The organism is Salinibacterium sp. dk2585 (assembly GCF_008001035.1).
Lineage (GTDB): Bacteria > Actinomycetota > Actinomycetes > Actinomycetales > Microbacteriaceae > Homoserinimonas.
The window spans coordinates 2,036,667-2,060,659 of the sequence record NZ_CP042856.1 but is presented as its reverse complement, the minus strand read 5'-3'; the positions used below and the strand labels follow the sequence as shown (position 1 = coordinate 2,060,659).

Here is a 23,993-nt window from a genome sequence, read left to right as displayed (position 1 = left end):
CTCAGCGCCGCGCGATGATGTCGAGCACGGCCTCGTGCAGGAGCCCGTTGCTCGCGAGCGCGGAACCGTGCCAGGGGCCCGGCTCACCGTCGGCTGAGGTGAAGGTGCCCCCGGCCTCCTCGATGATCGGCACGAGCGCCGCCATGTCGTAGGGCTGCAGGTCAAACTCGCCTGCCACGTCGATGAGCCCCTCGGCCACCATCATGTACGACCACATGTCGCCGTAGGCGCGCGTACGCCACACGGCGCGCGAGAGGGCGACGAGCTCATCGAGCCTGCCGTGCCAATCCCACTGTTGGATGCTGTTGTAGCTGATCGAGGCATCCGCGAGTGCTGCGACCTTGGAGACCTGCAGGCGACGACCCTCCGGCGACTCGGCGTCGCGCACGAAGGCACCCTCGCTCCGCTCCGCCCACCAGCGCTTGCCGAGGGCGGGCGCGCTGACGACGCCGAGCACGGGAACCCCGTCGACCGCGAGCGCGATGAGCGTCGCCCACACGGGCACGCCGCGCACGAAGTTCGAGGTGCCGTCGATCGGGTCGACGATCCACTGGCGACGGGAGTCCCCCGAGGTGCCGAACTCCTCGCCGAGGATCGAATCGTCGGGGCGCTCCGAAGCGAGCATGGCGCGGATGGCCTCCTCAGCGGCGCGGTCGGCATCGGAGACCGGCGTCATGTCAGGCTTCGTCGTCACGACGAGGTCGCTCGACCGGAAGCGGGCGGCGGATACGGCGTCTGCGGCATCGGCAAGTCGCTGTGCCAGATCCAGGTCATCGCTCACGCCTCAAGGCTAGCGCGAAGGCCAGCAGCCGCCAGCCTTCAGCTCAGCTGAGCGAGGCGAGCATCCGCTGGAAGGAGTCGAGGCGTTGCCTGCCGAACTCGCCCAACTGCCCGGACTCGGCGCGCTCGACGAGTTCGCAGTCGGGGGCATCCGGCAGGTGTGTGCACCCGCGCGGGCACTCCTCCGCGATCTCCGCGAGGTCGGTGAACGACCGCAGCACGTTGTCGACGTCGACGTGGCCGAGACCGAAGGATCGCACGCCCGGCGTATCGATGATCCAGCCGTCCTTGACGCGGTACGAGACGGTCGACGAGGAGGTGTGGCGACCGCGGCCGGTCACCTCATTGACGTGCCCGGTTGCCCGGTTCGCCTCCGGCACGAGGGCATTCACGAGGGTCGACTTGCCGACCCCCGAGTGGCCGACCGCGACGGTCGAGTGACCGGCGAGGAGCGTGAGGATCTCCTCGGTCGGCGTCGCGCCCTTGCCGCTCGTGACGATCGTGAGGTCGAGCCCCGCGAACTCCGCGAGAAATGGCGCGGGGTCGGCGAGATCGGTCTTGGTGATGCAGAGGATCGGCTCGATGCCCGCGTCGAATGCAGCAACGAGGTAACGGTGCACGAGACGCGGCCGCGGCTCGGGGTTCGCGACCGCGACGACGATGAGCATCTGGTCGGCATTCGCGACGATGATGCGCTCGACCTCGTCGGAGTCGTCGGCGCTTCGCCGCAGCACCGTGTCGCGAGGGCGGATGCGCACGATGCGCGCGAGGCTGCCCTCGGTTCCCGAGGTGTCGCCGACGATGTCGACCCGGTCGCCCGTCACGATGGCCTGACGGCGAAGTTCGCGCGCGCGCGTCGCTGTGACGGCGTGCTCACCGGCACCCCCTTCATCCACGAGCACGGTGTAGCGGCCACGGTCGACCGTTACGACCCGGGCCTCGACCGCGTCTTCGTGCTCGGGCCTTCTCTTGGTGCGCGGCTTGTTGGCCTTCGGGTTCGGCCTGGCCTTGGCCTCGTAGTCGGCATAGCGATCGTCGTCGTCATCGACGTCGGTGAGCCAGCTCATGCGAGTGCCACGCGCTACAGCAGCCCGAGCGGGTCGACGGAGGGGCGGCTCAGGCCGAGGAGAGGTCCGAACCAGAGTTCGGCGAACTCGGGCAGGGTCTTCGAGGTCGTCGAGATGTCATCGACCTCGACGCCCTCGACCGCAAGGCCGATGATTGCGCCGGCCGTCGCCATCCGGTGGTCCTCATAGGTGCGCCAGGGCCCTCCGTGCAGGGGGCGGGGCTCGATGGCCAACCCGTCGGGCAGTTCGCTGACCGCGCCGCCGAGCCCGTTGATCTCGGCGACGAGCGCCGCGAGGCGGTCGGTCTCGTGCCCCCGCAAGTGGCCGATTCCGGTGATGCGGCTCGGGCCCTCAGCGAGCGCCGCAAGCGCGACGATCGCGGGGGCCAGCTCGCCGCCGATGCTGAGATCCATCTCGACGCCCGGCAAGGCCTTGCCGCCGATGAGGCCGGCGCCGCCGTCGACCGTGATCGAGCCATCGGCGACCGTGACCGAAGCCCCGAACTCGGGCAGGATGCGCGCCAGCTCGGCACCGACCTGGGTCGTCTGCTCGGGCCAGCCCTCGATCGTCACGGTGCCACCCGCGATGAGGGCGGCCGCGAGGAACGGTGCGGCATTGGAGAGGTCTGGCTCGATCGCGACCTCGGCTGCCGCGATCGGCCCTGGCTCGACGATCCACTCACCGCTGCGCGGCGAGGTGACCTCGACGCCGCGCTGCCGCAGGCATTCCACCGTCATGTCGATGTGCGGCATGCTCGGCAGGTGCTCGCCCGTGTGGCGCAGCTGCAGGCCGTTCGTGAAGCGGGGTGCCGAGAGCAGGAGACCGGAGACGAACTGGCTCGAGGCCGAGGCATCGATCTCGAGCGCACCGCCCTCGACGGTGCCGGAGCCGTAGAGGCTGAAGGGGAGGGCTCCGCGTCCGTCATCGTTCACGTCGACGCCCAACTGGCGCAGGGAGTCGATCGTGGTGCGCATGGGGCGACGGCGTGCTGATTCGTCGCCGTCGAATGCGACCGGCCCAAGCGCGAGGGCCGCGACAGGTGGGATGAATCGCATGACCGTGCCGGCGAGCCCACAGTCGACGGATGCACCACCCGAGAGCTCCCCCGGGGTAATGACGAGGTCGGGGCCGAACGGCCCGGGCTCGCCTTCCTCGATCACGGTGCCCAGACTCCGCAGCGCTTCGATCATGAGGGCGCTGTCCCGTGAGTGCAGGGGTCGGCGCAGCACGGAAGGGCCATCCGCGAGAGCAGACAGCACGAGTTCGCGGTTCGTGAGCGACTTCGATCCCGGGATCGACACTGTGGCCGAGAGCGGGGCAGTCGCGGTCGGTGCCGTCCAGGGACCGTCGTCGGGCTCGACGAGCGCTTCGCCCTGGTAGGGGTCGAAGTCGGGATTGGAATATTTGGAGATCAGCATCGTTGTCAAGGGTATCGGCTGTTACTGGCGTGCGACGGGAGGACGAATGACGCTCACGCTCGACCCATTACCCACCTTCCTCTCGCCTGCCCGCGAACTAAGCTTGGCGGCGATGCCAAGCGATATCCCCGCCCCCGAAGACAACGAATCGGCCGCTCCTGCTGCCGACGCTCGCGACGACGCAGCCACGAGCTCGGCCACTGAGCTTCGCGACCTGTTCGAAGAGCAGGCCATGCCTTTCATGGACCAGCTCTACGCGGCCGGGATGCGCATGACACGCAACCCCGCCGACGCCGCCGACCTTGTGCAGGAGACCTTCGTCAAGGCCTTTGCCGCCTTCGGTCGCTTCGAGCAGGGCACGAACCTCAAGGCGTGGCTCTACCGAATCCTCACCAACACCTTCATCAACACCTACCGCAAGAAGCAGCGTGAGCCCTATCAGGGCACGATCGACGACCTCGAGGACTGGCAGCTGGGCGGCGCTGAGTCGACCACCTCCACCTCCTCTCGTTCCGCCGAGGCCGAGGCAATCGACCACCTGCCAGACAGCGCGGTCAAGGATGCGCTGCAGGCGATCCCTGAAGACTTCCGCCTGGCGGTCTACCTCGCCGACGTCGAGGGCTTCGCCTACCAGGAGATCGCCGACATCATGAAGACCCCCGTCGGCACAGTCATGAGCCGACTCCACCGCGGACGCCGCCTCCTGCGCGGCCTGCTCGCGGAATACGCACAGGGTCGCGGCTTCGACGCCGCGCCGACCACCGGGAGCAAGAAATGACCGACTGCGGTTGCGAGAAAGCGAAAGCCGAACTCGAGGAGTACCTGCACAACGAACTGCAGGCAGAGGATGCCGCAGACATCTGCGACCACATCAAGAACTGCTCCGACTGTGCGAATGAAGCACACGTCGGCGAGGTGCTGACACTCGCAGTGAAGCGTGCGTGCCAGGAGACGGCGCCAGAAGACCTCAAGGATCAGGTGCTCGCGCGCATCCGGGAGATCCAGGCGACGCACTAGCCAGGCATCCGCCAGGCGAACCGCGCTACTCAACCGGCGGCGGGCTTCGAAGTACTCCCGCGACTACGACAAAGGGCGGGCATCCGATCGGATGCCCGCCCTTTGTCGTGCGCTCAGCCCTAGATGGTGAGGGCGCGGTCGATCAGGTCGGCCTGCTCCTGCGCACTGCGCTTGGTTGAACCGGTCGCGGGCGAGGCCGACGCCGGACGGCAGGCGACCTTCATCTCGCGGTTCGGCAGGCTGCGCTTGAGCTCCATGTAGATGAACGGCCAGGCGCCCTGGTTCTCCGGCTCCTCCTGGGCCCACATGAGTTCCGCGTTGGGGTACTGCGAGAGCACCGCCGAGAGCTCACGGAGCGGCAGCGGGTAGTACTGCTCCACCCGCACGAGCGCGATGTCGTTGATGTCGCGCTTCTGCATCTCGTTCTTGAGGTCGTAATGCAGCTTGCCGGCGTGCAGCACGACCCGCTTCACGGCACCCTTGTCGACGCTCGTGTCGTCGATCACGGGCTCGAAGCGGCCGTTCGTGAAGTCCGCGATGTCGCTCGTCGCGCCGCGCAGGCGCAGCATCGCCTTCGGGGTGAACACGACGAGCGGGCGACGCGGCCGGGCGTAGGCCTGGCGGCGCAGCAGGTGGAAGTACGAGGCGGGCGTCGAGGGACGCGCGACCGTCATGTTGTTCTCCGCGCACAGCTGCAGGAAGCGCTCGATGCGGGCCGAGGAGTGGTCGGGACCCTGGCCCTCGTAACCGTGGGGGAGCAGCAGCACGACGCTCGAGCGCTGGCCCCACTTCTGCTCGGCGCTCGCGATGAACTCATCGATGACCGTCTGGGCGCCGTTCGCAAAGTCGCCGAACTGCGCCTCCCAGAGCACGAGGGCGTCGGCACGCTCGACCGAGTAGCCGTACTCGAAGCCCATCGCCGCGTACTCGCTCAGCAGCGAGTCATAGATCCAGAAGCGGGCCTGGTTCTCGCTGAGGTTGAGCAGTGGCAGCCATTCCTGGCCGTTCTCACGGTCGTGGAGCACCGCGTGGCGCTGCACGAAGGTGCCGCGGCGAGCATCCTGGCCTGCGAAGCGCACGGGGGTGCCCTCGAGCAGGAGCGAACCGAGCGCGATGAGCTCGCCGAAGCCCCAGTCGACTCCGCCCTTGCGGCTCATGTCGACGCGCTTCTTGAGGAGCGCATCGAGCTTGGGGTGCACCGTGAAGCCGGCCGGCTTGTTGGCGTGCGCGTCACCGATGGTCGTGATGACCGACTCCGCGACAGCGGTCGTCTCTGGCTCGCCCGCGCGGTCGTCCTGCTGCGAGTCGGGCCGCTCGAGGTCGCTCTGGGCGTTGTCGTCCTGCGTCACGATCGGCATCGAGTTCGTCTGCGCCGCGTGCGTCTCGGCGAAGGCGCGCTCCAGGCGGTCCTGGAAGTCGGCCTGCGCTGCCGCGTACTCCTCCTGGGTGATGTCACCGCGTCCCACGAGGGCCTCGCCGTAGAGCGTGCGCACGCTGCGCTTCGCCTCGATGAGGTTGTACATGAGGGGCTGCGTCATCGAAGGGTCGTCGCCCTCGTTGTGGCCGCGACGGCGGTAGCAGATGAGGTCGACCACGACGTCCTTGTGGAACTTCTCGCGGAACTCGAGGGCGAGCTCTGCGACGCGAACGACCGCCTCGGGGTCGTCGCCGTTCACATGGAAAATGGGCGCCTGCACGGTCTTCGCGACATCCGTCGAGTAGACCGAGCTGCGGGCCTCGCCGGGAGGCGTCGTGAAGCCCACCTGGTTGTTGACGACGACGTGGATCGTGCCGCCCGTGCGGTAGCCGCGCAGCTGCGACATCTGTAGCACCTCGACGACGATGCCCTGGCCTGCCATGGCTGCGTCACCGTGCACCATGATCGGCACGACCTGGAAGGTGCCGATCGGCTTGCGGTCCTGCTTGGCGCGGACAATGCCCTCGAGCACGCCGTCGACGGCCTCGAGGTGCGAGGGGTTCGCTGCGAGGTAGACGGGGATCTGCTCGCCGCCGAGTGCCGTGAACGTGCCCTCGGTGCCGAGGTGGTATTTGACGTCGCCGGAGCCCTGCACGGTGCGCGGGTCCTGCGTACCCTCGAACTCACGGAAGATCTGGCCGTAGGTCTTGCCAGCGATGTTGGTGAGCACGTTGAGGCGACCGCGGTGGGCCATGCCGATCGCGACCTCTTCGAGGCCCTTCTCGGCGGCACCCTGCAGGATCGCGTCGAGGAGGGCGATCATCGACTCGCCGCCCTCAAGGCTGAAGCGCTTCTGCCCGACGTACTTGGTCTGGAGGAACGTCTCGAAGGCCTCGGCCTCGTTGAGCTTCGCGAGGATGCGCATCTGCTCGTCGTGCGTCGGCTTCTCGTAGGGCGCCTCGAGGCGCTCCTGCATCCACTTGCGCTCTTCTGGATTCTGGATGTGCATGTACTCGACGCCGACCTTGCGGGCGTAGGCGTCGCGCAGGATCCCGAGGATGTCGCGCAGCTTCGCGGTGCGACGGCCGCCGAGGTTGCCCGTGACGAACTCCCTGTCGAGGTCCCAGAAAGTGAGGCCGTGGCTTTCGATCTCAAGGTCGGGGTGCGAGCGCTGCACGTACTCGAGCGGGTCGACATCGGCCATGAGGTGGCCGCGCACGCGGAACGAGTTGATGAGTTCCTGCACGCGTGCGGTCTTGTCGATCGCCGAGGCGAGGTCGACGTGGATGTCGGGCGCCCAGCGGATGGGGGAGTACGGGATGCGCAGGTCGGCGAAGATCTCCTCGTAGAAGTCATGCTTGCCGATCAGGCGCTCATGGATGAGCTTGAGGAACTCGCCCGAGCCCGCGCCCTGGATGACGCGGTGGTCGTAGGTCGACGAGATCGTCATGGTCTTGCCGATGCCGAGGTTCGCGAGGGTCTCTCCTGAAGTGCCCTGGAACTCGGCCGGGTACTCGAGGGCGCCCGCGCCGATGATGCAGCCGGCACCCTTCATGAGGCGCGGCGCCGACTGCACGGTGCCGATGCCGCCCGGGTTGGTGAGCGAGATCGTGTTGCCCTGGTAGTCGGCCATCGTGAGCTTGTTGTCACGGGCGCGCTTGACGACATCCTCGTAGGCGGCGAGGAACTGGCTGAAGTTCATCGTCTCGGTGCGCTTGACACCGGGAACGACGAGCTGGCGCGAGCCGTCGGGCTTGGGGAGGTCGATCGCGATGCCCAGGTTGATGTGCGCCGGGGCGACGACGACGGGCTTGCCGTCGACCTCGTCGTAGTAGACGTTCTGGCTCGGGAAGTCGCGCAGTGCCTTCACCATCGCCCACGCGAGCAGGTGCGTGAAGGAGACCTTGCCACCGCGCGCGCGCTTGAGGTGGTTGTTGATGACGATGCGGTTGTCGATCATGAGCTTCGCCGGCACCGTGCGGTAGCTCGTCGCGGTGGGCACCGAGATGCTCTGGTCCATGTTGGCCGCGATCGTCTTCGCGACACCCTTGAGCGGGGTGACGACATCCTGCGGCTCGCTGGGCTCATCGGCAGCGGTGGGCGCTGCTGGTGCTTCGGCCGGGATCGGCTGCGGCTTGGCCTGGAGGGAGGTGGTGCGGGCGATGGGCTGGCTGCCGGTGGTGGCCGCGGGTTCCTTGCTGGGCGCCTGCCCAGAGGGCTCGTTCGTCACCTCGACGGGGATCTGCGGCTCCTGGTCGGAGGCGGGGCCGCTCGAGTCGCTCGGCGCTGGCGCGGCCTCGGCCTGTGCGGGCTTCGACTCGCTGGCCGCGGGCTTCGACTCGGAGGATGCATTCGCGGCCGGGCTCGAGACCTGGCCCTTGGTCTGGTGGTAGTTCTCGAGGATGGGCCACCATGACTTGTCGACCGAGTTCCGGTCGACCTTGAACTGCTGGTACATCTCGTCGACGAGCCATTCATTGGCTCCGAACTCCCCTGAAGATCCCGCTTCAGAACCGATGCCGGTCACTTGGCTAGACACAGCCGCCCACTCTCCGTTGTCACTATCGATTGTTCGGCGCAGATCTGGGCGCCGATGGCCACATACTGACAACAAGCGTAATCCCTCCGGCTGGGCGCTGCCGCCGAGTCGGGGTCGGGGCTACCCTTAAAAACATGAAGTTTTACGAGGCGTCCCCGCGCCATGACCTCACCTACTCCGACGTCTTCCTCGTACCGAGTCGATCCGGCGTCGACAGCAGGCTGGATGTCTCGCTCGATCCCACCGACGGCACGGGCGCGACCCTGCCGATCGTGTCGTCGAACATGAACTCCGTGACGGGTCCGCGCCTCGCTGCGACGCTCGCCCGGAGGGGAGGCCTCGGGGTGCTGCCGCAGGACCTTCCCCTGCAGGAACTGGATGCCGCCATCCGCTGGGTCAAGGACCAGGCGCCGGGCTACGACACCCCGCTCTCCCTCTCGGCCGACGAGACCGTCGACCACGCGCTCGAACTCGTGCCGCCCGTCGAGGGCCACGGCATCATCGTGCGCGATGGTGACGGTGAGTACCTCGGCTGCCTTCCCGCCGCCAGGCTCGCGACGGCGCTGCCGGATGCACGCCTCGGCGACCTGCTGCACGAAGAGCTTCCCTCGATCGATGTCGATGATGTCGACGAGCCGCGGGCAGCCTTCGACCTCATGGTCGAGGCGGAGCTCGACTTCGCCCCCGTCATGCGCCACGGCAAGGTCGTCGGCACGCTCAGCAGGCGCAGTGCCCTTCGCGGCACCCTCTACCGTCCCGCCGTCGACGGCGATGGCCGCCTGCGCGTGGCGGCAGCCGTCGGCATCAACGGAGACATCGAGGCGAAGGCCAAGGCCCTCGCGGATGCCGGTGTCGACGTGCTCGTGCTCGACACGGCCCACGGCCACCAGGAGGGCATGGTTGGCGCCGTGGAACGCGTTGCGGCGCTCGACCTCGGCCTTCCGCTCGTCGCCGGCAATGTCGTGACGGCGAACGCCGTGCGCGACCTCGTCTCGGCCGGCGCGAGCATCCTCAAGGTGGGGGTCGGTCCCGGTGCCATGTGCACGACCCGCATGATGACCGCCGTGGGGCGCCCGCAGTTCTCGGCGGTGCTCGAGACGGCCGAGGTCGCCGCCGAGCTGGGCGCACACGTCTGGGCTGACGGGGGAGTACGGTACCCGCGCGACGTCGCCCTCGCGCTTGCGGCTGGAGCGGCATCCGTCATGATCGGCTCCTGGTTCGCCGGCACGATCGAGGCGCCGGGTCGCCTGCAGAGGGATGCCGAGGGTCGCCTCTACAAGGAGAGCTGGGGCATGGCCTCGACCAAGGCGGTGCAGGCGCGCTTCAATCGCCTGAGCCCCTACGAGCTCGCACGCCGTGAGCTCTTCGCGGAGGGCATCTCGAGCTCGCGCATCTACCTCGACCCCCTGCGACCCTCTGTCGAGGACCTCATTGACATGATCACCTCGGGTGTGCGCAGCTCCTTCACCTATGCGGGCGCGCGAACGCTCGCCGAGTTCCACGACCAGGCGCTCGTCGGCATCCAGTCCGCGGCGGGCTACGAGGAGGGCAAGGCGCTGCCGGTCAGCTGGTAGTCGATTCGCAGCCGAAGCGCCTGTGTGCTCGGCTATAGTTGGCGCAAATGGACGACCCTCCTTCTAGTTACTTGTCGGTGGCCCAGTGCACGAGTTGATCCTGCTCGCCATCGGCATCGTTCTCACGATCGGCACCGGCCTGTTCGTGGCATCCGAGTTCGCCCTCGTGAACCTCGATCGCCAGGAACTCGAGGCGCGGCAGGCCCGAGGCGAGTCCCGTCTCACCATGACGATCGCCGCCCTGCGGCGCACCTCGACGCACCTCTCGAGCGCGCAGCTGGGCATCACGCTCACGACGCTCCTCACGGGGTACACCCTCGAGCCGGCCTTCAGCGCGTTCCTCGCCGGGCCGCTTTCGGTCTTCGGCCTTCCCGAGGCGGTCGAACGCGGGGTCGCCGCGGTTGTCGCTGTCACGATTGCGACGCTGCTCTCCATGATCGTCGGCGAGCTCGTGCCCAAGAACTTCGCCCTCGCGCTGCCGCTCGGCACCGCCAAGGTGGTCGTGCCGTTCCAGCTCGCCTTCACGTGGGTGTTCAAGCCGGCCGTCGCGCTCCTCAACAACTCCGCCAACGTCATCCTGCGAAGCGTCGGTATCGAGCCGAAGGAGGAGCTCTCGTCTGCACGCACGGCAGAGGAACTGACCTCGCTCCTGCGCCGCTCTGCCATGGCGGGAACCCTCGAGGTCGACACGGCGACGCTGCTCGCGCGCACCCTCGCCTTCAACGAGCATGTCGCGGCCGATGTCATGACGCCGCGGCCCCGCGTCTCGAGCGTCGAGCGCGGCGACTCGGCCCAGGTCGTGCTCGACCTCGCCAAGCGCACCGGGTTCTCCCGCTTTCCCGTCGTCGATGACGGCATCGATGACGTCGTCGGCATCGTGCACATCAAGCAGGTGGTGGCCGTGCCGAGGGAGAAGCGAGCGGATGTCCCGGCCTCCGCACTCCAAAGCGACGCACTGCGTGTGCCCGAGACGATGCGGCTCGACTCGCTGCTCGGGGAGCTGCGCCAGCACGGCTACCAGATGGCCATCGTGCTCGATGAATACGGCGGAACCGCGGGTGTCGTGACGCTCGAGGACCTCGTGGAGGAGCTCGTCGGCGAGGTCTCCGACGAGCACGACCGCACGCGTGCGGGCGTCGTCCGCTCCCGCAACTGGGTGACCTTCCCCGGAATGCTGCGACCAGACGAGCTCCTCGAGCGGGCGGATGTCACGGTGCCCGAGGATGGCCCCTATGAGACCGTCGCGGGCTTCCTCATGAGCGAACTAGGGCGCTTGGCCAAGGTCGGCGACACGGTCGAGATCGACGCCGGGGAATTCCGGGTCGAGCGGATGGACGGCCGACGCATCGACCGCATCCGCTTCACGCCGCGTGCCGAGCAGGTTGTGGAGGAGGAGCGATGAGCGACGTCTGGGGCATCGTGTGGCTTGTCGTGCTGCTCGGCGCGAACGCCTTCTTTGTCGGCGCGGAGTTCGCCGTCATCTCTGCTCGTCGCTCGCAGATCGAGCCCAAGGCTGAAGCGGGTTCGCGCGCGGCCAAGACGACGCTCTACGCGATGGAGCACGCGACCCTCATGCTGGCGACGAGCCAGCTGGGCATCACGGTGTGCTCGCTGCTGATCTTGAACGTGTCTGAGCCGGCGATCCACCACCTGCTCGAGGTGCCGCTCGGCCTCACGGGCTTGGCCCCCGAGGTCATCAGCACGGTCGCGTTCATCATCGCCCTCGTGATCGTCTCGTTCCTCCACGTCGTGCTGGGCGAGATGGTTCCCAAGAACCTGTCGTTCTCGCTGCCGGACCGCATGGCCCTCATCCTCGCGCCGCCGCTCGTGTGGGTGTCCCGCGTCTTCAAGCACCTCATTTGGGCGCTGAACTCGATCGCCAACGGGGTGCTGCGGCTCTTCGGCGTCGAGCCGAAGAACGAGGCGACAAGCTCCTTCACCTTCGACGAGGTGGCCAATATCGTGGCCCACTCGACCCGCGAGGGCGTGCTGACGGACACGAGCGGCGCGCTGTCGAATGCCTTCGAGTTCACCTCGAAGAAGGCGCGCGATATCGCCGTCGGGCTCGACACGCTCGTCTCGGTGTCGGAGGCGGCGACGCCCGCCGAGGTCGAGCGCGCCGTCGCGCAGCACGGGTTCTCGCGCTACGTACTCGTGGACGATGAGGGCGAACCGAGCGGCTACCTGCACCTCAAGGACGTGATCGACCTCGACGACGACGGCGAGTTCACGGAACCCGTGCCACCCAAGCGCATCCGGCACCTCATCTCGGTGTTCGAGGACACAGACCTGGAGGATGCCCTCGCAACCATGCGCCGCTCGGGAGTGCACATCGCACGCGTCTTCGACGCGGAGGGCGCCACGAAGGGCGTGCTCTTTCTCGAGGACATCCTCGAGGAGCTCATCGGCGAGGTGCAGGACGCGACTCGTCGCCTCTAGGGGAGCGGGAGCGGGGTCACCAGCGTTCGAGTGGCGTGAGCGCCCGATGGTATGCCGCTGGCCACGTCTCGGGTTGCAGCCCGAGTTCGACGGCCGCGCGCGCCGGGAAGTGCGGGTCACGCATGAGCTTGCGGCCCATCATGACCGCATCGGCGCGGCCCTCCCGCACAACGGCATCCGCCTGCTCGGCCGTAGTGATGAGGCCGACCGCACTCACGGCTGAACCCGTCGCACGCTTGAGCTCTTCGGCGAAACCGACCTGGTAGCCGGGACCGACCGCGATCTTCGCGTTCGGGATGAGCCCGCCGCTCGATACATCGAAGAGGTCGACGCCGCGGTCGGCCAGCCATCCGCCGACGATCGCCATCTGCTCCGGTTCCCAGGAGGGGCCCGCGTCGGCGGGGGCCCAGTCGGTGGCGGAGACGCGCACGAAGAGTGCGCGGTCATCGCCCATGACCGAGCGCACGGCTTCCGTCACCCTCAGGAGCAGCGCGGCGCGATTCTCGAGCGAGCCACCCCACTCGTCGTCACGCGTGTTGCTGAGCGGCGAGAGGAACTGGTGGAGCAGGTAGCCGTGGGCGGCGTGGATCTCGATGACGTCAAAGCCCGCGCGCACGGAACGCTCCGCCGCCAAAGCGAAATCCTGGATGACGCGCTGGATGCCGGCTTCGTCGAGCGCGACGGGAGCAGCGTAGTCGCCGAAGGGGATGTCGCTCGGGGCGACGGTCTGCCAGCCACCGGCATCCTGCGGCCTCGTGATGCCGCCGCGCGGCCCCCACTCACGCCACATCGAGCCCTTGCGGCCGGCGTGCGCGAGTTGGATGCCCGCCGCTGAGCCCTGTCCGTGGATGAAGTCGACGATGCGGCGCCAGGCCTCCGCCTGTTCGTCGCTGTAGATGCCCGTGTCCTCGGCCGAGATACGGCCCTCGGGGCTGACCCCCGTCGCCTCCGTCATGACCAGCCCTGCCCCGCCACGGGCGAAGGAGCCGAGGTGCACGAGGTGCCAGTCCGTCGGCACGCCGTCCTCGGCGTCGACCGAGTACTGGCAGAGGGGTGACACCCAGAGGCGGTTGCGCAACTGCACGGATCGGAGGGTGAGCGGGGCGAAGAGTGAGGGCGCGGTATCGGTCACCGCACCAAACTATCGTGGAGGTATGCGCGCACCCGTCGAGTGGACCCCGAGAGACACTGCGGCCATGATCGCGACTCCCACCGCGACGGACGACAAGTACAGCCGTGGGGTCCTCGGCGTTGTGACCGGCTCCGACACCTATCCCGGCGCCGCCGTGCTCGGCGTCGACGCCGCCCTCGCCACGGGGGTCGGCATGGTGCGGTACCTGGGGCCCGAGCGCCCCACGGCGCTCGTGCTGCAGTCGTGCCCAGAGGTCGTCACCCAGCCGGGGCGCGTGCAGGCATGGCTCGCAGGCTCGGGCGCCGGCGCAGACCGCACCTCGCTCTGGGACGACGTCGTAACGGATGCGGTGCCCGCCGTTCTCGACGCGGGTGCCCTCTCGCTCGTGCATGAGGTCGCCGGCCCCTCCGTCTTGACGCCGCACCACCGGGAACTCGCGAGACTCATGGATCTGGACACGGAGTGGGTCGCCTCGCACCCCGCTCGCGCGGCGAGCGAGGCGGCAGCGTCCCTTGCCTCCGTCGTGCTCCTCAAGGGCAACAGCACCCTTGTGGCGACGCCCGGGGGAGAGCTCATCGCATGCCCGCCCGCGAGCCCGTGGCTCGCCACAGCCGGCACGGGCGACGTGCTGGCGGGCATCCTCGGCGCGCTCGTCGCGACGCACGCGCGCGAGTTGCACGACGACGAGCGGATGCTCGCCCGCGTGGCCGCCTCGGCATCCGTCATCCACGCTGAGGCGGCAAGCCGAGCGTCTGCGGGCGGGCCGTTCACCGTGCGGGCGCTTATCGCCGCGATCCCGGCCGCCGTCGCCGGGTTCCTCGCGTGAGGCTGGGCGTCGGCGCTTCGCGCGCCTGGCTGTGGTGCGCATTCCTCGCCGCGAATGTCTGGATCGCCTGGCTCGCATACACGGGCCCCGGGCATCCGATCGGCGACGTGTACCTCTATGCGTGGTGGGTCGAACTCGGCCTCGAGGGAGGGCCATGGGTCGGCATCGACACCTCGTGGGTCTATCCCGTGCTGGCGCTGCTCCCCATGACGGTCGCTGCCGTGGGCGGCAGCCACTACGCGCTCATCTGGCTCGTGCTCATGGTGCTGCTGAACTGCCTTGCGCTCGCATTCGTGACCGGATGGCGGGGCCGCGCGCGTGGTCTCGCGGCCGGTTGGTGGTGGACCGCGTTCCTGGTCGCGGTGGGGCCGATCGCCCTCGGCCGAATCGATTCGGTCACGGTGCCGCTCGTCGTGATCGCGGCGGTGCTGCTCGCGCGTCGTCCCGTCGTTGCCGGGGCACTGCTCGCCGCCGCGACCTGGATGAAGGTCTGGCCGGCCGCCGTCATCGGCGCCGCGCTCATCGCGCTGCGCGAGCGATTCCACATCCTGCTGGGCGTGCTGGCGACGAGCGCGATCGTCATGGTCACCGCCGTCGTGCTCGGCGGCGGGGCTCCCCTCTTCAGCTTCATCACGACCCAGACGGGCCGCGGCCTGCAGATCGAGGCCCCCGCGAGTGCCCCGTGGCTATGGCTCGGAGCGTTTGGGGATGACGCATCCGGCCTCTATTACGACGACGAGATCCTGACCTATCAGGTCTTCGGGCCGCACGTCGAGGTGGTCGCCGCCGTCATGACGCCCCTCCTCGCGAGCGTCGTCGCCGCCATCGTCGGCCTTGCGCTCTGGCTCCTGGGTCGAGGGGTGAGGCCTGAGTCACTCCTCCCGCCCTTCGTGCTCGCCCTCGTGACCGCGCTGATCGCCGTCAACAAGGTCGGGTCGCCGCAGTTCATCACGTGGCTCTCGGCGGCCGTCATCATCGGCCTGATCGCGCAGCCGAGCGGCGCGGCGGCTTTCCGAATGCCGGCGGTGCTCGTGCTCGTGATCGCGCTGCTCACGCAGATCGTCTACCCCGTGCTCTACGGCTACCTGCTCGCCCTCGAACCGGCCATGCTCACGGTGTTGACGCTGCGCAACCTGCTGCTCTTCGTGTTGCTGGGCTGGGCGGTGCGGACGATGCTCCGCACCCCTCGGGCGCGGCGTCGCTGACGGCCGCAGCGCGGCAAGCGCGGCTCAGAACTCGCGGGGTCCCTCACCGCGCAGCAAGATGCCGTCGGCGATCGCGCGCTTCCGCAGGGCGACCTTGGTGCCCACATCGATGCCCGCGATGCGGTACTTCTCACGGATGCGCTTGAGGTACGACTTGGCCGTCTCCTCCGAGATGCCGAGCTGGTAGGCGACCGCCTTGACGGGCTCACCGCCACCGTAGAGTGCCATGACGCGGCGCTCCTGTGCGCTCAGCTTGGGGGATCCGCCGACCTCGGTCTGGTTGATCGCGAGGTCGAGTTCGGCCGAGATGAAGGACTCGTCATTGGCTGCCGCCCGGATCGCCTCGACGATCATCGAGGCGTCCTCCGTCTTGACGAGGTAGCCGAGCGCGCCGGCAGCGAGGGCCTCGCGCACGACGTTCGGCTCGGAGTAGGTGCTCATGAGCACCGTCTTGACGCCCGTCGTCTTGAGCGTCGAGATCTTGAGCGAGATGGGCAGGTTGTCCTTGAGGTCGAGGTCGAGGAGCACGACGTCGACGGGGAACTGCGGATGCGTCAGGAGCTCCGGCCAGCTTGAGACGGCGGCGACGAGGTTGATGTCTGGAGCGGCCGAGCGAACCCACTCGGTCAGCGCCCCCAGGAGCATCTTGTGGTCGTCAACGATCGCGAGCCGGAGTGGATCTGAAGCAATAGACACGTGATTCCCCTTATTTCGTCTTCGCCATTGAATGCTACTGGTCAGCCGGATTATCCACGAGGCATTGAATTTCGACACGCAGGCTGGAGTCCTGCGTCGAATCCGTATAGCGGCCGACCTTGCCGATGGCCTCCCAGGTGGCCGGATCGACGCGGTTGCGTGGCATCCCCGTCGTCACGATTGAGATGGGAACGCTCACCAACCGGTCAACGCGCTGGGCTCCCTCGGCGGGGCCGATCGTCAGCTGCACCGTGACGGGCTTGTTCTCGCGATCGCTCACGAGCAACCAGACGGCGGAGAGCAGGCCGTCGCGCTGGCGCCGGTCGAGCAGCCCCGCGAGGCTGCTGCGGTCGATGAGCGTGACTGAGCGGCCGAGCGTCTCGGACTCCGTGATGGCGTGGTAGAGCCACGTCTCGCGCCGGCCCTCGATGAGGTGCAGGCGCAGTTCGGTGGCGAGGGATGCCGCGCGCGACGCCATGGTCGGCTTGAGCGGGAGCGAGAGGCGCCCGGTGGCGACCGAGTCGAGCAGCTCCTCGGCCGCGAGGTCGAGGCGGGCAAGTTCTTCGGATGCGAGCATGCCGACCGCGAATCGAGGAGCCGAAACCGTACTCTGCACGAGCACACGGTCGAGCTCGGTCTGCACGAGGCGTCGGAATCGCCGCACGATGTAGACGCCGAAGAGGGTGGGGAGCACGGCGAGGGCCACGAAAGTGAGTTGAGCGGGGATCGTCGTGGTCGTGACGGGGGAGCTGGCCGCAATCCCCCAGATGAGCACGGCTGCGACCAGGATCGTGGCACCGACGACTTCCCACGTGCGACGCAGCGTGACGGAGACGAGCAGCCCCGTGGAGGCGCAGAGCGAGGCCGTGCCGAGCGCGGCGGTGTTGCCGACCGGCCACACCGCGATCAGGTCGAGGGCGATGACGGCGAAGACGGCGAGCACCACGAGGAGGAAGAGCCAGTCGGGCATGTTCTCGCCGCGCGTGGCGATCGAGACGGCGACACCGGCGAGCATTGCGAGCAGCAGGAGCCACGCGAGCGTGACGGGAAGCGTGTCGGGGTAGAGCTCCCAGTTCCAGATGAGGAGCGTGAGCCCGTAGAGCACGATGAGGCCGGCAAGCACGCCCGTGCCGACGCCGAGGTAGCCCGTGCCGAGGCTCGCTCCGGCAGCCCTCGCCTGGCGCGCGGCGCGCGTGGGCGCGCCCGGCTGTGCGCGACGTTTGCCGAAGATCACGCCGAGCGTGTTCTCTCCGAGGTCCCCGTAGCTCATACGCGCGGCACCTCCAGCACGACGGTCGTGCCTGCGCCGGGAGAGGAGAAGACGCGGGCGTTGCCGCCGACCTCCTTCAGCCTGCCGACAATCGACTCCTTGTAGCCGAGGCTGCTCTCGCCCACCTCATCGAGGGCGAAGCCGACGCCCTGGTCGGTCACCATGGCTCGCACTGTCGTCTCGTCGTCGGTGATCGTCACGTGGGCATTGGCAACACCCGCGTGGCGTCGCACATTCTCGAGGCACTCGGAGAGGGCGAGGAGGAAGGCGTCGAGCACCTCGCTCGGCAGCAGCACGTGGCCGGTGCCGTGCCAGGAGACCTCAAGCCCCATGCGGCCGAAGCGCTGCTTGACCGACTCGAGCGTCGTGCCGAGCGGTGTCTCGGAGACGGGCTCGGTGCTGTGCACGACGGGCATCGCGTGCGAGCCCGCAACACCGAGGCGCAGCTGGCGCAGCAGGCGGGCGTCGTCGGCGGCCTGCTGCCGCATCGAGTCCGTCGAGACCCCGACCCCCGCGTGCGCGAGGAGCGTGAGGGTCGCGAGCACGGTGTCGTGGAGCAGGCGAGCGCCCTGGCGTCGTTGCGCCTCGGTCTCGCTCGCCCGTCGCTCGGCCCGGTGCGCGCGTCCGATGCTGTTGATGCGCCGCGCCGCCCTGGGCACTGCCGCGTTGAGCCAGTAGGCGAAGACGATCACGAGCGCCCACCCGAACACCACGAGGATGACCGCGCGGGCCGCGGCGTCGGGCGCGGGGGCCGCCATGACCATGAGCGCGAGCGTGGCCGCGAAACCGAGGCCGAGCACGATCGCCCGGATGCGCTCCGTCACGAGCACCATGGCAAAGGAGGCGAGGCCCGCCGCGGCGAGGGGCGCCATGGCCCCACGGATGGCCGCACTCGTCTCCTCCTCGGCCGGCACCTGCACGACGGCAAGGATCGCAAGGCCGGCCACGAGCCCGCCGATCACGAGCAGGAGCGACTTCGAAGTCCCGACCAGGAGGTGGATGACGAAGAGCACGATGAAGAGTGGAATGACCGCGATCAGCAGGTCAGGCTCGAGCACGCCGGGCACCATGAAGCAGGCGAAGGCCACGAGGGTTGAAGTAGCCCCGAGCATCCGAGCCGATCGCTGCAGCAGGCGATCGCGTTCTCGGGCAAGGGCGTCCACGAAAGCCATCGTCACACAGGACGACCCCCTTTAGGGGCGCAACACTCCCGGCGGGCGTGGCGGAACCGCCCTACTCGGGGCCGATCCAGCCCTCGCGCACGGCGTGCCGACGCAGGAGGGCCTTGGTGCCGAGGTCCACCCCGATGGCCCGATACTTGCGTCGCGCCCGCTTGAGGTACGACTTGACGGTCTCCTCGGTCGTCTCCATCGCCTCGGCGACCTCGCGCACGGGACGTCCCGTCGCAAAGAGCATGAGCGCCCGGAGCTCCTGCCGTCCGAGACCCGGCGTCGTGCGGTTCAGCGAATCGACGTCGAGGCTCGCCATGGAGTTCGCGCGGTAGGGCACGCCTGCGGCGGCGGCGCGAATCGCCTGCACGAGCCCTGTCGCGCCTTCCGCCTTGGGGACGAAGCCGTAGGCGCCCGCCTGGAGGGCCGACTGCACCGAGATCGCGTCGGCGTGCCGGCTCATGACGACCGTGCGGGTGCCGGCGGTCGCGAGGGTGCGGATCTTGGTCTCGACGGGGATGTCGTCGCCGAGCCCCAGGTCGAGCACGGCGACGTCGACCGGAAAGTCCGGATGCTGCAACAGGCCGACCCAGGTCGTCTCGGCCGCGACCACCTGCAGGTCAGGGTGGCTGAAGCGCAGGTGCGCACTCACGCCATCAAGCACGAGGCGGTGGTCATCCACGATGCCGACACGGATGCTCGCCACGGGAGTTACCCCCATGTCTCCGCCTCCGCGCGCTTGGCTCATGACGCGAGCAGCCTCCGCAGGTGCGGCCCGACGAGGTCGTCCTCGATCAGGAAGCCGTCGTGCCCGAAGCTCGACGAGATCACGATGGCGTCGTCGCCATCGATGTTGCCCGCAAGGCCGCGGGCGATCTCCTGCTGGTCGGGCACGGGGAAGAGGCGATCGGTGTCGATGCCCAGCACGAGGGCCTTCGCCGTCGCCTTCGCGAGCGCGGCCTCGACGCCGCCACGGTCGCGGCCGATGTCGTGCGAGTTCATGGCCTCGACGAGCGTGATGTAGGAGTTGGCGTCGAAGCGGCGCGTGAACTTGTTGCCGTGGAAGTCGAGGTAGCTCTCGACGGCGAAGCGGCCCTGGTCGCCGAGGGGGCTGATATTGCTCTGCCAACTGCGCTGGAAGCGGGCGTTGAGCTCGTCAGGCGAGCGGTAATTGAGGAGCGCCATCCGTCGGGCGAGCGCGAGGCCGCGATAGGGCCCGTCTCCGTCTGCGGCGTCGTAGTAGTCGCCACCGCAGAAGGCGGGGTCCATCCGGATCGCCTCGATCTGCACCGAGTTGAGCGCGATCTGGTCGGCGCTGCTGAGCGCCGGCGCGGCGAGCACGGCGACCCGCTCGAGCCGCTCGGGATGCCCGACGGCCCATTCGATCGCGTGCATTCCTCCCATGGAGCCGCCGACGACGGCAGCCCAGCGGTCGATGCCGAGCGAGTCGCTGAAGGCCACTTGGGCGGCGACCTGGTCGCGGATCGTCAGGTAGGGGAACCGCGGGCCCCACTCGATGCCCTCGGTCGTGTGCGAGGCAGGTCCGGTCGTTCCCTGGCAGCCGCCAAGCATGTTGGGCGCGACGATGAACCAGCGCTCAGTGTCGAGGTAGCGCCCTGGCCCGACGATGCCAGACCACCACCCGGTCGTCGGATGCCCGAGGGTGGGCGGGCCGACGACGTGGCTGTCTCCCGTCAGGGCGTGCAGCACGAGGATCGCGTTCGAGGCGTCGTCGTTGAGCTCGCCCCACGTCTCGAACGCCATCCGCACGTTCGGGATGTGGCCGCCGCGCTCGAGGCGAAGGGGCCCGAGATTCGCAAAACGACGGTGCCCGGCGGGGTCGCCCTCGCGCCATGCGCCGCTTGCGGGCGGCTTGCCGATCAGCGCCCGATTGTTGGCCTCGGTGATGAAGCTCGACGGAACGCTGTCTTCCGGTGTCTGCCAGTCCATGTCACGCCCAAGTATCCCCGAAACGCGAGGGGGCCCGCGTCCTGTTACGCGGGCCCCCTTGCGATGTCGACGGCTCAGCTGTTGCGGGCAGCCTCCGCGACCGTGCGGGCGGCGTCGAGGCCGGCCGTGAGGTCGGTCTTGATGTCCTCGATGCTCTCGAGTCCGACCGAGAGGCGCACGAGGCCGGGCGTGACGCCCGCCGTGAGCTGCTGCTCGGGCGTCAGTTGCGAGTGCGTCGTCGATGCGGGGTGGATGACGAGGCTGCGCACGTCACCGATGTTGGCGACGTGGCTGAAGAGCGAGAGCCCGTTGACGAAGGCGCGGCCGGCATCCACACCGCCCTTGAGCTCGAAGGAGAGCACGGCGCCGACGCCCTTCGGGGCGTACCTGTTGGCGGTCGCGTACCACGGGCTCGTCGGCAGGCCCGCGTAGTAGACCGTGTCGACATCCGGGTGGTTGTCGAGCCACTCGGCGACCTCCTGTGCGTTCTGCACGTGGCGCTCGATGCGCAGGCTGAGGGTCTCGATGCCCTGGATGAGGCCCCACGCGTTGTCGGGGGAGATGGCCGGGCCGAGGTCGCGCAGCAGCTGCACGCGCGCCTTGATGACGAAGGCGATCTCGTCGCCCACTGCGGTCGTGTAGCTCGCGCCGTGGTAGCTCGGGTCGGGCTCCGTGAGGCCCGGGAACTTCTCGACGTTCTGCGACCACTTGAAGCGTCCGCCGTCGACGATGACGCCACCGAGGGCCGTGCCGTGACCGCCGAGGAACTTGGTCGCGGAGTGCACGACGATGTCGGCACCGTGCTCGAGCGGACGGATGAGGTACGGCGTCGCGATCGTGTTGTCCACGATGAGCGGCAGGCCGTTGTCGTGCGCGACCTGGGCGACGGCGGCGATATCGAGGATGTTGATCTTGGGGTTGCCGATCGTCTCGCCGAAGAGGAGCTTGGTGTTGGGGCGGATGGCCGCGGCCCACTCGTTCGGGTCATCCTGGTTCTCGACGAAGGTCGTCTCGATGCCGAGCTTGCGCAGGGTGTATTCGAACAGGTTGTAGGTGCCGCCGTAGATCGACGACGACGAGACGATGTGGTCACCAGCCTGCGCGATGTTGAGGATCGCGAGCGAGGTCGCCGACTGGCCGGAGGCGAGCGCGAGCGCCGCGGTGCCGCCCTCGAGCGCGGCGACGCGCTGCTCGACGACGTCCTGCGTCGGGTTCTGGATGCGCGTGTAGATGTTGCCGAACTCCGCGAGCGCGAAGAGGTTCTTGGCGTGGTCGGCGTCGTTGAAGACGTAGGCCGTCGTGCGGTAGAGCGGGGTCGCCCTGGCGTTGGTGACAGGATCGGGCGCCGCACCGGCGTGGATCTGCTTGGTCTCGAACTTCCAGTCGTCGCTCACTGTCGTGCTCCTCGATTCGCGGCCCCGCACCTCGGCGCCCCGGGGTCGAGCATAGGAACTGCGGGGGATGGGGTCAAAGGGGGCGACACACTCGGTAACGCGCCGCGGCATCCGCTCGTCACCGCTTCGGGGTCGGAGGGTGCCGATTCTCACGGGGGATGACCCGCAGCGAACCCGTCGGGTCGACCTTGGACGGCCCGGGCGGGCGTTCCTCGCCCTTCGCGAAGAGCCAACGGGGCTTCGGCTCGATCAGCGGGCGGAAGATGCGGCGGACGGGGCGGGAGGCGAGGGCGATGCTGATGAGCACGCCCACGACGATCATGGCGAGGAGCCACGGCACGCTCGCATGCTCGCGGAGGAAGGTGGTCTGGCGGATCGGGTAGAGCACAAAGCTGTGGAGCAGGTAGATATACATGGTCGCCTGCCCGAACGAGGTGAACCACGTGTTGGAGCGGGGCACCAGCACGAAGAAGGCCGCCGAGAGGATGACGGCAACGATGATGATCGCGAGGCGCACGAGGCCGGCCCACCAGAAGGTGCCGCCGAGCTGCGCGTAGGCATCGTCGTAGAAGAACCAGTTCTTGAGGTTCATCTCGCGCCAGCCGTCGATGTTGGCCCACAGCACGCTCGCCGAGATCGCGAAGGTCACGATCGCGCCGCAGCGGAACCACCACAGTGCCGAACCGGCGACGCGCCAGCGCTCGATGATGTTCCACTCGTGCAGCTTCCAGCCCAGTACGAAGAAGGGCAGGATGCCGATCGCGCGCGAGAGCGAGAAGGTGCTGTCGACGTTCGTGAGATAGCCGACGCCGATCGAGAGCAGGAGCGCCCACGCGAGGGGCCAGCGCAGGAGCGCGAGGTAGGGGAGGATCAGCCGGAAGAAACCGAGGGCGAGCAGGAACCACAGCGTCCACGACGGCTGCGAGGGATTGGGGTCGAAGCCGTCTGGCCAGTTCGCGAGGCCCTTCACGACCGTCCAGATCGTCTCCATGATCAGGTACGGCAGAAGGATGTCGGTGATGACCTTCTGCATCTGCCGCGCATTCGGCGGCCCCGGCTTGGAGAAATAGCCGCTGATGATCGCGAATGCCGGCATGTGGAAGGCGTAGATGAAGAGGTAGACCGTCAGCGCGACGTCGTCCTCAAGCGCCAGCCTCTGGATCGCGTGCCCCACGACCACGAGCGTCACGGCGATGAAGCGCGCGTTGTCCCACAGCGGCACGCGCACGCGTACTCGCTGGCGTGACGGCGACGCAGATCCCTCCATAGTCCACAGCATATGAACGGGGCGATACCGTGGACCTGTGAATGCGAGACGAGCGGTTGTCACGGGAGCAAGTTCGGGTATAGGCGCGGCGACGGTACGCGCCCTGGTCGCTCGCGGCTGGGATGTCGTGGGCGTCGCTCGTCGCGCCGAGCGGCTCGAGGCGCTCGCCGCGGAGACGGGCGCGCGGATCTTCGTCGCCGACCTCACGGTGCAGTCCGAGGTCGATGCCCTGCGCGAATGGCTCGAGGCCGACGGCCCGCTGCACGCGCTCATCAACAACGCGGGCGGGGCCTTCGGTGTTGCGACGGTCGAGGAGAGCTCGGCCGATGACTGGGCGCGCATGTTTGACGTCAACGTGCTCGCGGTCAAGCGGGTCACCGAGGCGCTCCTGCCGCTCCTGCGACGGGGAGCGACGGATGCCACGGGCGAGGCCGACATCCCGCACGCCGACATCCTCACGCTCACCTCGACGGCCGGTCTCGTCGCCTACGAGGGCGGCGGGGGCTACAACGCCGCCAAGTTCGGCGCCCACGCGCTCGTCGGCGCGCTCAGGCTCGAACTCGCGGGCGAGCCGATCCGCGTGCTGGAGGTCGCGCCCGGCATGGTGCGCACGGAGGAGTTCACCCTCAAGCGGCTCGGGGGTGACAGGGAGGCGGCTGACCGCCTCTATGAGGGGGTGGAGCATCCGCTCACGGCGGAGGATGTCGCCCGGGTCATCACCGACATGCTGAGCCTGCCGGGGCACGTCAATATCGACCTCGCGGTCGTGCGTCCCGTCGCGCAGGCGGCCCAGCACAAGCTCGTGCGCGGGCCCCTGGAGCCGAAGGCCTGAC

Annotated in this window: 20 protein-coding genes; 8 read left to right on the top strand and 12 right to left on the bottom strand. The window is 68.5% G+C overall.

From position 1 onward, the window contains the following. Position 1: 1 nt before the first annotated feature. Genes hisN through aroA form a run of 3 tightly spaced genes read right to left on the bottom strand, consistent with a single transcriptional unit; the run spans position 2 to position 3,265 of the window. Positions 2–781, bottom strand: coding sequence for a histidinol-phosphatase (gene hisN, locus FVA74_RS09660; protein WP_147721954.1), 780 nt, complete (start codon positions 779–781; stop codon positions 2–4). 43 nt (positions 782–824) lie between these two features. Then, the gene (gene rsgA / locus FVA74_RS09655) at positions 825–1,847 is read right to left on the bottom strand and encodes a ribosome small subunit-dependent GTPase A (protein WP_147721952.1); all 1,023 of its coding nucleotides are present in this window, start codon (positions 1,845–1,847) and stop codon (positions 825–827) included. Between the two features lie 14 nt (positions 1,848–1,861). Then, positions 1,862–3,265: a 3-phosphoshikimate 1-carboxyvinyltransferase gene (gene aroA, locus FVA74_RS09650; RefSeq protein ID WP_147721950.1), complete on the bottom strand. Its 1,404-nt coding sequence runs from the start codon at positions 3,263–3,265 to the stop codon at positions 1,862–1,864. Between the two features lie 46 nt (positions 3,266–3,311). Here aroA and FVA74_RS09645 point away from each other — a divergent pair, with 46 nt between their 5' ends. After that, positions 3,312–4,043 carry a sigma-70 family RNA polymerase sigma factor gene (locus FVA74_RS09645; protein ID WP_370454499.1) on the top strand — a complete coding sequence of 244 codons (732 nt, stop codon included), beginning with the start codon at positions 3,312–3,314 and terminating at the stop codon, positions 4,041–4,043. Further along, positions 4,040–4,282 carry a zf-HC2 domain-containing protein gene (locus FVA74_RS09640; protein ID WP_147721947.1) on the top strand — a complete coding sequence of 81 codons (243 nt, stop codon included), beginning with the start codon at positions 4,040–4,042 and terminating at the stop codon, positions 4,280–4,282. Before FVA74_RS09645 ends, FVA74_RS09640 begins: the two co-directional genes overlap by 4 nt. A 119-nt stretch (positions 4,283–4,401) precedes the next feature. Here FVA74_RS09640 and FVA74_RS09635 read toward each other — a convergent pair whose 3' ends face one another. After that, complete coding sequence (locus FVA74_RS09635; protein ID WP_147721945.1) at positions 4,402–8,238, bottom strand: multifunctional oxoglutarate decarboxylase/oxoglutarate dehydrogenase thiamine pyrophosphate-binding subunit/dihydrolipoyllysine-residue succinyltransferase subunit; 3,837 nt, start codon at positions 8,236–8,238, stop codon at positions 4,402–4,404. 134 nt (positions 8,239–8,372) lie between these two features. On the opposite strand from FVA74_RS09635, the gene FVA74_RS09630 reads away from it, so the two are divergent. The 3 genes from FVA74_RS09630 to FVA74_RS09620 all read left to right on the top strand — a co-directional run bounded on the left by FVA74_RS09630 (position 8,373) and on the right by FVA74_RS09620 (position 12,251). Then, on the top strand, positions 8,373–9,812 hold the full coding sequence (locus tag FVA74_RS09630) for a GuaB1 family IMP dehydrogenase-related protein (protein ID WP_147721943.1): 1,440 nt from the start codon (positions 8,373–8,375) through the stop codon (positions 9,810–9,812). Between the two features lie 85 nt (positions 9,813–9,897). Beyond that, entirely contained in the window at positions 9,898–11,214 is a 1,317-nt protein-coding gene (locus tag FVA74_RS09625) for a hemolysin family protein (protein WP_147721941.1), read from the top strand. Continuing rightward, complete coding sequence (locus tag FVA74_RS09620; protein ID WP_147721939.1) at positions 11,211–12,251, top strand: hemolysin family protein; 1,041 nt, start codon at positions 11,211–11,213, stop codon at positions 12,249–12,251. Before FVA74_RS09625 ends, FVA74_RS09620 begins: the two co-directional genes overlap by 4 nt. 16 nt (positions 12,252–12,267) lie before the next feature. Here FVA74_RS09620 and FVA74_RS09615 read toward each other — a convergent pair whose 3' ends face one another. Continuing rightward, positions 12,268–13,383: an NADH:flavin oxidoreductase/NADH oxidase gene (locus FVA74_RS09615; protein ID WP_147721937.1), complete on the bottom strand. Its 1,116-nt coding sequence runs from the start codon at positions 13,381–13,383 to the stop codon at positions 12,268–12,270. 22 nt (positions 13,384–13,405) lie between these two features. On the opposite strand from FVA74_RS09615, the gene FVA74_RS09610 reads away from it, so the two are divergent. Beyond that, positions 13,406–14,209, top strand: a complete 804-nt coding sequence (locus FVA74_RS09610) for an ADP/ATP-dependent (S)-NAD(P)H-hydrate dehydratase (protein WP_147721935.1) — start codon at positions 13,406–13,408, stop codon at positions 14,207–14,209. Then, on the top strand, positions 14,206–15,414 hold the full coding sequence (locus FVA74_RS09605; protein ID WP_147721933.1) for a glycosyltransferase 87 family protein: 1,209 nt from the start codon (positions 14,206–14,208) through the stop codon (positions 15,412–15,414). Before FVA74_RS09610 ends, FVA74_RS09605 begins: the two co-directional genes overlap by 4 nt. 24 nt (positions 15,415–15,438) lie before the next feature. Here FVA74_RS09605 and FVA74_RS09600 read toward each other — a convergent pair whose 3' ends face one another. The 7 genes from FVA74_RS09600 to FVA74_RS09570 form a co-directional block, all read right to left on the bottom strand. Next, complete coding sequence (locus FVA74_RS09600; RefSeq protein ID WP_147721931.1) at positions 15,439–16,110, bottom strand: response regulator transcription factor; 672 nt, start codon at positions 16,108–16,110, stop codon at positions 15,439–15,441. A 34-nt stretch (positions 16,111–16,144) separates the two neighbouring features. Further along, positions 16,145–17,380 carry a hypothetical protein gene (locus FVA74_RS09595; protein WP_147721929.1) on the bottom strand — a complete coding sequence of 412 codons (1,236 nt, stop codon included), beginning with the start codon at positions 17,378–17,380 and terminating at the stop codon, positions 16,145–16,147. Continuing rightward, the gene (locus tag FVA74_RS09590) at positions 17,377–18,552 is read right to left on the bottom strand and encodes a sensor histidine kinase (RefSeq protein WP_240792197.1); all 1,176 of its coding nucleotides are present in this window, start codon (positions 18,550–18,552) and stop codon (positions 17,377–17,379) included. Before FVA74_RS09590 ends, FVA74_RS09595 begins: the two co-directional genes overlap by 4 nt. 61 nt (positions 18,553–18,613) lie before the next feature. Further along, on the bottom strand, positions 18,614–19,270 hold the full coding sequence (locus FVA74_RS09585) for a response regulator (RefSeq protein ID WP_147721927.1): 657 nt from the start codon (positions 19,268–19,270) through the stop codon (positions 18,614–18,616). Positions 19,271–19,293: 23 nt separating this feature from the next. Next, positions 19,294–20,499, bottom strand: a complete 1,206-nt coding sequence (locus tag FVA74_RS09580; RefSeq protein WP_147721925.1) for a homoserine O-acetyltransferase — start codon at positions 20,497–20,499, stop codon at positions 19,294–19,296. 74 nt (positions 20,500–20,573) lie between these two features. Then, a complete protein-coding gene (locus tag FVA74_RS09575) occupies positions 20,574–21,893 on the bottom strand; it encodes a bifunctional o-acetylhomoserine/o-acetylserine sulfhydrylase (RefSeq protein WP_240792196.1) in 1,320 nt (439 codons plus the stop codon). A gap of 118 nt (positions 21,894–22,011) precedes the next feature. Beyond that, complete coding sequence (locus FVA74_RS09570; RefSeq protein ID WP_147721923.1) at positions 22,012–23,160, bottom strand: acyltransferase family protein; 1,149 nt, start codon at positions 23,158–23,160, stop codon at positions 22,012–22,014. A gap of 37 nt (positions 23,161–23,197) precedes the next feature. Here FVA74_RS09570 and FVA74_RS09565 point away from each other — a divergent pair, with 37 nt between their 5' ends. Further along, positions 23,198–23,992, top strand: a complete 795-nt coding sequence (locus tag FVA74_RS09565; RefSeq protein WP_147721921.1) for an SDR family oxidoreductase — start codon at positions 23,198–23,200, stop codon at positions 23,990–23,992. Position 23,993: the final 1 nt, after the last annotated feature.